This is a genomic window from Marinimicrobium sp. UBA4509, from assembly GCF_002388575.1.
GTDB classification, from domain to species: Bacteria; Pseudomonadota; Gammaproteobacteria; order Pseudomonadales; family Cellvibrionaceae; genus Marinimicrobium; species Marinimicrobium koreense.
This window is the reverse complement of the sequence record NZ_DGMV01000084.1, coordinates 7,775-15,454: the sequence shown is the minus strand read 5'-3', so window position 1 is coordinate 15,454 and position 7,680 is coordinate 7,775. Positions and strand designations below refer to the sequence as shown.

At 61.6% G+C, this 7,680-nt stretch carries 7 protein-coding genes; 3 read left to right on the top strand and 4 right to left on the bottom strand.

Annotation, left to right across the window (positions count from 1 at the left end):
- Positions 1-98 precede the first annotated feature (98 nt).
- The 3 genes from B3520_RS15615 to B3520_RS15605 all read right to left on the bottom strand — a co-directional run bounded on the left by B3520_RS15615 (position 99) and on the right by B3520_RS15605 (position 3,565).
- Complete coding sequence (locus tag B3520_RS15615) at positions 99-1,391, bottom strand: N-acetylmuramoyl-L-alanine amidase (RefSeq protein WP_123638187.1); 1,293 nt, start codon at positions 1,389-1,391, stop codon at positions 99-101.
- A 145-nt stretch (positions 1,392-1,536) separates the two neighbouring features.
- Positions 1,537-2,049 carry a tRNA (adenosine(37)-N6)-threonylcarbamoyltransferase complex ATPase subunit type 1 TsaE gene (gene tsaE, locus B3520_RS15610; RefSeq protein WP_123638188.1) on the bottom strand — a complete coding sequence of 171 codons (513 nt, stop codon included), beginning with the start codon at positions 2,047-2,049 and terminating at the stop codon, positions 1,537-1,539.
- Positions 2,042-3,565, bottom strand: a complete 1,524-nt coding sequence (locus tag B3520_RS15605; RefSeq protein WP_286807334.1) for an NAD(P)H-hydrate dehydratase — start codon at positions 3,563-3,565, stop codon at positions 2,042-2,044. Before B3520_RS15605 ends, tsaE begins: the two co-directional genes overlap by 8 nt.
- Before the next feature lie 69 nt (positions 3,566-3,634).
- Between B3520_RS15605 and queG the strand changes: the two genes are divergently transcribed.
- Together queG and gnd are read left to right on the top strand one after the other, a co-directional pair.
- On the top strand, positions 3,635-4,750 hold the full coding sequence (queG, locus tag B3520_RS15600; RefSeq protein ID WP_286807333.1) for a tRNA epoxyqueuosine(34) reductase QueG: 1,116 nt from the start codon (positions 3,635-3,637) through the stop codon (positions 4,748-4,750).
- A 195-nt stretch (positions 4,751-4,945) separates the two neighbouring features.
- Positions 4,946-6,397 carry a decarboxylating NADP(+)-dependent phosphogluconate dehydrogenase gene (gene gnd, locus B3520_RS15595; RefSeq protein WP_123638191.1) on the top strand — a complete coding sequence of 484 codons (1,452 nt, stop codon included), beginning with the start codon at positions 4,946-4,948 and terminating at the stop codon, positions 6,395-6,397.
- A 136-nt stretch (positions 6,398-6,533) separates the two neighbouring features.
- Here the strand turns inward: gnd and orn are convergent, their stop codons facing one another.
- Positions 6,534-7,094: an oligoribonuclease gene (gene orn, locus B3520_RS15590; protein WP_123638192.1), complete on the bottom strand. Its 561-nt coding sequence runs from the start codon at positions 7,092-7,094 to the stop codon at positions 6,534-6,536.
- Positions 7,095-7,238: 144 nt separating this feature from the next.
- Between orn and rsgA the strand changes: the two genes are divergently transcribed.
- The coding region (gene rsgA / locus B3520_RS15585) for a GTPase RsgA (RefSeq protein ID WP_349678494.1) at positions 7,239-7,680 on the top strand (442 nt) is incomplete at its 3' end.

The window sequence follows — 7,680 nt, the reverse complement described above, 5'->3', positions numbered from 1 at the left end:
CCGGCGGCGATCTGGTTGGCGAGGCGCGGGTTGAGCAATTGAATTCTAGACATGCATTCTCAATAGGGTTAAAGGCTGGCGTAGGCCAGCCGCGAGCCTCAGCTCGATGGAATTTTCAGTACCTGTCCGACCTGGATCACGTGACCGTTGAGGCCGTTTTCCCGCCGGATGGCATCCACACTGACGTTGTGCTGGCGGGCAATGGCGCTCAGGGTGTCTCCGCGACTGATGGTGTACTCCCGCGCATCTCCACCGCCCTGACGGCGGCTGGCCAGATAGGTGCCGGCCGGTGGCTGGCGTTCGAAGTAACGGCGTACCCCCTGCCCGATACGGTCCGCCATCTGCTGGCGATACTGGGCCGTGGCCAGTTTGCGCGCCTCACCGGGATTGGAGATAAAACCGGTCTCCACCAGAATGGACGGCACATCGGGCGATTTGAGCACGGCGAAGCCGGCCTGCTCGACCCGGGGTTTGTGCAACCGGGAGATGCCGCCCATAGACTCAAGCACCTCCTTACCTACCGTCAGACTCGAGTTGAGCGTCGCGGTCATGGACAGGTCCACCAGTACACCGGCCAGCACTTCGTCTTTGTCTTCCAGGCTGACACTGCCCACCCCGCCAATCAGGTCGGCCTCGTTTTCGCGTTCGGCCAGAAACCGGGCGGTCTCACTGGTGGCGCCGCTGCGCGACAGGGCGAACACCGAGCTGCCATTGGCCGACGGGTGGGTAAAGGCATCGGCGTGAATCGATACAAACAGGTCCGCCTGCATCTTACGGGCGATATTGCGTCGCTCCCGCAAGGGCACATAATAGTCGCCGGTGCGCACCAGTTTGGCCTCATAGCCGGGAATCCCATTGAGCTCCCGGACCAGCCGCTTGGCGATATCAAACACCACGTTTTTCTCGTACAGTTTGCCGGGGCCAATTGCCCCCGGATCCTCGCCCCCGTGGCCGGCATCCACGGCAATCACCACGTTCCGATCGCCGCTGGTTGTGGCAGGGGTTTTATCCGCGAGCGCTTCCGCCCGACTTTTTCCCTGATCGTGCAGATCGATTACCAGCCGGTCATTGGTGCCGGCGTGGCGCTTGAGCAGGAAACTCTTGGGGCGCACGGATTCTTTCAGGTCGAACACCACCCGCAGAGTGCCATCGCTGCGATGCGCACTGCGTACCCGCCGGATCGGGGTATCGTCCAGCGCGAGATCATCCAGGCTGGCCTTGAGCCGGGTATCGGCAACGTCGACGACCACCCGGCTGGGCGAACTCAGGGAGAACAGCTTGTGGTCCACCGGGCCGCTGAGATCGAACACCAACCGCGTGTGGTCCGGTGCGCGCCACAGACGGACACTATCCACATCCGCAGCGCTGAGCGGAAATGACCCACTACCCATCAGGAGCACCACCAGGGCCCACCGAGTCGCTTGTTGTCTCCAGGCTGTTTTCAAAGCGCTTTTCCCGACACGATTGTAGATTCCATAACGGACGGTCCGTCCCTCACACTATCGATTAATGGGGTCATTGATCACCCCGCTGGCGCTAGGTTCCCGCTCCGGGCATTTCGAGACCCGAAAAGTCGGCCCAGTGCTTCAGCCACTGCTCACCGAGCGATGTTCCACCCTGCAAGCGCGCGCGCCGGCCGCTTCCATCGACCGTCACTGTAACCCGCAGATCCGGTTCCGGCAAAACCCCGGCGCCCCGCTCTGGCCACTCGATGACGCACACGTCCCCGGCCTTAAAATAATCCCGGATCCCCATATATTCCAGCTCTTCGGGATCCCCGAGGCGATAGAGGTCAAAGTGATTCAGCGTCCGCCCGCCCAACTCATAGGGCTCCACCAGGGTATAGGTGGGACTCTTAACCGCACCTGAATGCCCCAGTCCGCGCAGGAGCCCGCGGCACAGCGTGGTTTTGCCCGCGCCTAGATTGCCCTCGAGAAACACCACCAGCCCGTTCGGCCACTCACGCAGCGCCTCTGCCAGGGAGGCACCCAGATCCAGCGTGGCGCTCTCATCGGCCAGGTAAACCGAACGATGGATCGGCTCAGACATGGCCCGGCTCCGCCTGCAACAATTGGCATAGTGCAGGGATCAGATCCGTGGCCAGCAGGCTGCGCTCGCCCCAGTCACCTACCGCCAGATCCGCCGCTTCCGCGTGCAGTCCCGCACCCAATGCTGCCGCCCGATCCACACTCAACCCCTGCGCCAGAAGGCCGCCCAGGATGCCGCTCAGTACATCCCCCATACCGCCGGAGGCCATGCCGGGGTTACCGGCACTGATCACTTCGAGCGGGCCCTCGGGTGTCGCCACCAGCGATCCTGACCCCTTGAGGATGACGGCGCCGCCGAAACGCTTTTGTAAGGCGGCGACGGCCGCAAAGCGATCGCGTTGCACCTCGCTGGTGACGCTCTGCAACAAGCGCGCCGCCTCGCCGGGGTGCGGCGTCAAAACCCAGTTATCCCGAGCCTCGGCCACGGCGGGCCGCTGCGCCGCCAGCAGATTGAGGGCATCGGCATCAAGGACGAGCGGCAGACCGGATTGGAGAGCCTGCTGCAACATCTGTTCTGACCAGGGCGACTGCCCCAGGCCTGGGCCGACCACCAGCACGGTGGGTCGCGCCAACCAGGGTTCCAGTTCCTGCCCCGAAGTCACCCCGCAGACCATGATTTCCGGACAACGGGTCAGCGCCGGTGCCACATGTTCGGGACGAGTCGCCAGACTGACCAGACCGGCACCGGTTCGAGCCGCCGCCTCGGCGGCCATAATGGCCGCGCCGCCATAGCCGGTGTCACCGCCAATAATCATGACGTGGCCGAAATCGCCCTTGTGGGCATCCACAGCGCGGGCCGGCAGGGCAGCCAGCGCCTCGGCCAGCTCAAACCGGTGGCACTCACCGGGCACCTCCGCGTATACGGCCTCGGGTACCCCCAGGCCGGCAAACACCAACTCCCCGCACAGAGCGAGCCCACGCCCCGTCAGCAGGCCTCGTTTGGCGCCGATGAAGGTCACCGTCAGGGCCGCGCGCACCGCCGTTCCCATTTCCGTTCCGGTATCCGCGTTGAGCCCCGAGGGAACATCCACCGCCAGTACCGGCAAAGCGGATTGATTGATCTGCGCAATCGCCTCGGCATAGGTCGGTCGCACCTCACCGCTGATACCCGTGCCCAGCAGCGCATCGACAATAACGCCCTCCTCGGGCCCGCGTTCTGGTAGGGCATTGACGTCTACGCCTTCCTGCAACGCATAATCCCGTGCCTCGGCCGCTTCTCCGGTGAGTTTTTGCGGATCACCCACGGCGATCACCCGAACCGGAATGCGATGCTGGGCGGCCAGGCCGGCGATGACATAGCCGTCCCCGGCATTGTTTCCGCCGCCGCAGTAAACCGTGATGGCGGCGGGACCAGGAAAGCGTTGCAGCAGTTGCTCAAAGGCGGCTCGCCCGGCCCGTTTCATCAACTGAGCACCCGGAATACCACTGGCAATGGCCCGCTTATCCAGGTGCCGGGTTTGTTCAGCGGTGTACAGAGTGCGGGGAAATTCTGGCGCGTCGACCGACGTCAATTTCATAGAATCCTCAATTTGGTCGCGATATCTGGCAGAATTATACGCGAACTCACCGGAATCCCGTAACGATCTATGCCGCACTCCGTGGACTTTCAACAACTCGCCGACGACATCAAACTGTGGGGGCGGGAGCTGGGCTTTCAGCAGGTGGGCATTACCGATACCCACCTGCAGGAGAGTGAGGCGCGACTGAAGCAGTGGCTCGAGCGCGGCCACCACGGCACCATGAACTGGTTTACCGCCCACGGCGACAAACGCTCCCGGCCACCGGAGCTGCACCCCGGCACCATCCGGGTCATTTCGGTGCGGATGGATTACCTCCCGGCCGATACCGATCAGATCAAGATCCTGAAAGACCCCACCAAAGCCTACATTTCCCGCTACGCGCTGGGTCGGGATTACCACAAACTGATTCGCAAACGCCTGGCGACCCTGGCCAAGAAAATCGAGGCCGCCCTTCCCCCGGAACTGATAGAAGGCCAGCAGCGGCCCTTTGTGGACAGCGCCCCGGTGATGGAGAAACCCTTGGCGGACAAAGCCGGGCTGGGTTGGACGGGAAAGCACACCCTGATCCTGAACAGCGAGGCGGGCAGCTGGTTTTTCCTCGGAGAACTATTCACCTACCTGCCACTGCCGGTGGATCGATCCGAGCAACCCAACCAGTGCGGCACCTGCAGCGCCTGCCTGCAGGTGTGCCCCACCGACGCCTTCCCCGAGCCCTACACCCTGGACGCCCGCCGCTGCATTTCGTACCTCACCATTGAACAGAAGGGACCGATTCCCGAGGAATTTCGCGAGCCCATGGGCAACCGGGTGTTCGGCTGTGATGACTGTCAGGCGGTGTGCCCCTGGAACCGCTATGCCCAGCACACCCGGGAACGGGATTTCTCCCCCCGGCACGATCTGGACCGGCAGGACCTGTTGACGCTGTTTCAGTGGACCGAAGCGGAGTTTCTGACCCGCACAGAGGGCTCGGCCATCCGCCGAACAGGCTACGAGGGCTGGCTGCGCAACCTGGCGGTAGGCCTGGGCAATGCGCCCTCCGATCCGGGCATCATCGCGGCGCTAGAAGCCAAGCGGCCCCTGGCCAGCCCGATGGTCCAGGAGCATATTGACTGGGCCCTTCAGCAGCAGGCTCGACCCAACCGCCGCCGCAAGCGGAAAATTCGCCGAAAGCGCGAATCATAGGTAAAAACAGCGTTATAACAGGGATTTAGATTATAACTATTAGCGCTATTGGCCCGATCACCCTGTTAATTTGAGTGATAAACGTGAATAATACGCACCCTTTTTTGAAAACATTGACGATAAAGCGCGTACCGACGTCCGGGCGCCAATAATGACCATCACCCACATCAACCCGAGAGACAGGTAGCAGACTCTATGAAAGAGAAATCCGATATCGGCCTGGTTGGCCTCGCCGTGATGGGCGAGAACCTGATTCTGAACATGGCCAGCAAAGGCTATACCGTGACCGCGTACAACCGCTCCACCGATAAGGTGGAAAAGTTCGTCAATGGGCGCGCCAAAGGCAAAACCATTCGCGGCGCCTCCTCGGTTGAAGAGCTGGTGCAGTCCCTGGCCAAGCCGCGCAAAATCATGTTGATGGTCAAGGCCGGACAGGCGGTAGACGACTTTATCGAGCAGTTGATCCCGCACCTGGACAAGGGCGACATCATCATCGACGGCGGCAACACGCACTACCCCGACACCAACCGTCGCACCGAATACCTGGAAAGCAAAGGCCTGCTGTTTATCGGCACCGGCGTTTCCGGTGGCGAAGAGGGTGCCCTGACCGGCCCGTCCATCATGCCCGGTGGTTCTCCGGCGGCCTGGGAGCACGTCAAGCCCATCTTCCAGGACATCGCCGCCAAAGTGGACGATGGCAGCCCCTGCTGCGACTGGGTTGGCGAAGCCGGCGCCGGCCACTTTGTGAAAATGGTCCACAACGGCATCGAATACGGTGACATGCAGCTGATCTGCGAAGCCTATCAGTTAATGAAAGACCTGGTGGGCATGACCCACGATGAAATGCACGAAGTGTTCGCCGAGTGGAACGAAGGTGAGCTGAACAGCTACCTGGTAGAAATTACCCGCGACATCCTCGCCTATAAAGAAGACGGCGAGCCGCTGGTTGAAAAGATTCTGGACAAAGCCGGCCAGAAAGGCACCGGCAAGTGGACCGGCATCATCGCCCTGGACATGGGTATTCCCCTGACCCTGATCGGTGAAGCGGTCTTTGCCCGTTGCCTGTCCGCCCAGAAAGACGAGCGCGTGGAAGCGTCCAAAGTACTGAATGGTCCGAAAGTGAAGTTCGAGGGCGACAAGAAAGCCTTTGTGGACGACCTGCGTCAGGCACTGCTGGCGGCCAAGATGATTTCCTACGCCCAGGGTTACGCCCTGATGCGCGAAGCGGCGAAGGAATTCGGCTGGCATCTGAACTACGGTGGCATCGCCCTGATGTGGCGCGGTGGCTGCATCATCCGCTCCGGATTCCTGGACAACATCAAGCACGCCTTCGACAAGAATGGCGATCTGAAGAACCTGCTGATGGATGACTACTTCAACGGTAAAATTGATGCCGCTCAGGACGGCTGGCGCCGCGTGGCCGCTACCGCGATCACCAGCGGTATTCCGGCCCCGGCCATTACCGCCGCCCTGAACTACTTCGACGGCTACCGCTGTGAGCGTCTGCCAGCAAACCTGCTTCAGGCCCAGCGGGACTACTTCGGTGCCCACACCTACGAGCGGGTCGACAAGCCCCGGGGTGAGCACTTCCACACCAACTGGACCGGACGTGGTGGGGATACGGCGTCTTCCACCTATAACGTTTAAGTCCCGTTTGGGTTACGGCGGATGCGGCCTTTGGCCTTATCCGCCCTACACGACCCTCTAAGCTATGCGTAGGGCGGGTAAGCGCGAAGCGCGCACCCGCCGTTACCGCACTTCATTCCACCACTCAACTCAACCCTCACTCCATCCGAAAAAACGTCTCCCGGTAATGCTTTAATTCCTCAATCGAGTCCTTGATATCGTCCAGGGCCAGATGTGCCCCACTCTTCTTGACCCCCTCGGCCACCTCCGGCCGCCAGCGCCGGGCCAGCTCCTTCACCGTCGACACATCCAGATTCCGGTAGTGAAAATAACGCTCCAGCCTGGGCATACCGCGCACCAGAAAGCGCCGGTCCTGGCAGATGGAATTACCGCACATGGGCGACTTGCCCGCCGGTACCCATTGCTCCAGAAAGGCGATGGTCTGGGCCTGGGCCTCTTCCAGAGAAATGTTGCTGTCTTTCACCCGCTGGGTCAGGCCGGACTGGCCGTGCTGCCTGGTGTTCCAGTCGTCCATGGCCGCCAGTGCCGAATCCGGCTGGTGAATGGCGTACACCGGCCCCTCGGCCAGTACATTCAGATGGGCATCGGTCACAATGGTCGCAATTTCGATGATCACATCCGAATCCGGGTCCAGCCCGGTCATCTCCAGATCGATCCAGATCAGGTTGTTTTCATTGGGTGTGGCAGCATTTGACATACAATCGGTTCCTAGAGCGTGTTTGACGCGAGACTTTATCCAGACAGATAGGGCACAATGCCCGTAATCGCCACCAAGATTAACCCGCAGGCCCGCCGGGAACAACCGGCCGCCTCATTACCGCGCGGAGAACACACGCCCTGCATGAGTAAACGCAAACTGACCCGTCGCCAGAACTGGCGCATCCAGAAGATCCAGGAAGAACGCCAGGCCCGTGCCCAACGCAAACAGTCGGGCCCCATGGAGGATCTGGATGAAAACGCCCTGGGGGCGGAACAGGAAGGGTTGGTGGTGACTCACTTCGGTACTCTGGTGCTGGTGGAGGCCAACGGCGAGCGCAAACGCTGCCACTTTCGCAGCAACCTGGGCTCTCTGGTGACGGGCGACCAGGTCGTCTGGCGCGACGGTTCACCCTACGGTGTGGTGGAAGCGGTCATGCCGCGACGCTCCGAGCTGTGCCGCCCGGATCCCTACGGTGACCTGAAAACCGTCGCCGCCAATATAGACCGGGCGCTGATCGTGATTGCACCCTACCCCGAGCCCCACTTCAGTCTTGTGGATCGCTACCTGGTGGCCGCCGAAGCCA

Coding starts and splice junctions, on each gene's coding strand:
- gnd (WP_123638191.1), top strand. CDS start 4,946: ATGAAAGAGAAATCCGATATCGGCCTGGTTGGCCTCGCCGTGATGGGC.
- B3520_RS15615 (WP_123638187.1), bottom strand. CDS start 1,391: ATGGGTAGTGGGTCATTTCCGCTCAGCGCTGCGGATGTGGATAGTGTC.
- queG (WP_286807333.1), top strand. CDS start 3,635: ATGCCGCACTCCGTGGACTTTCAACAACTCGCCGACGACATCAAACTG.
- orn (WP_123638192.1), bottom strand. CDS start 7,094: ATGTCAAATGCTGCCACACCCAATGAAAACAACCTGATCTGGATCGAT.
- tsaE (WP_123638188.1), bottom strand. CDS start 2,049: ATGTCTGAGCCGATCCATCGTTCGGTTTACCTGGCCGATGAGAGCGCC.
- B3520_RS15605 (WP_286807334.1), bottom strand. CDS start 3,565: ATGAAATTGACGTCGGTCGACGCGCCAGAATTTCCCCGCACTCTGTAC.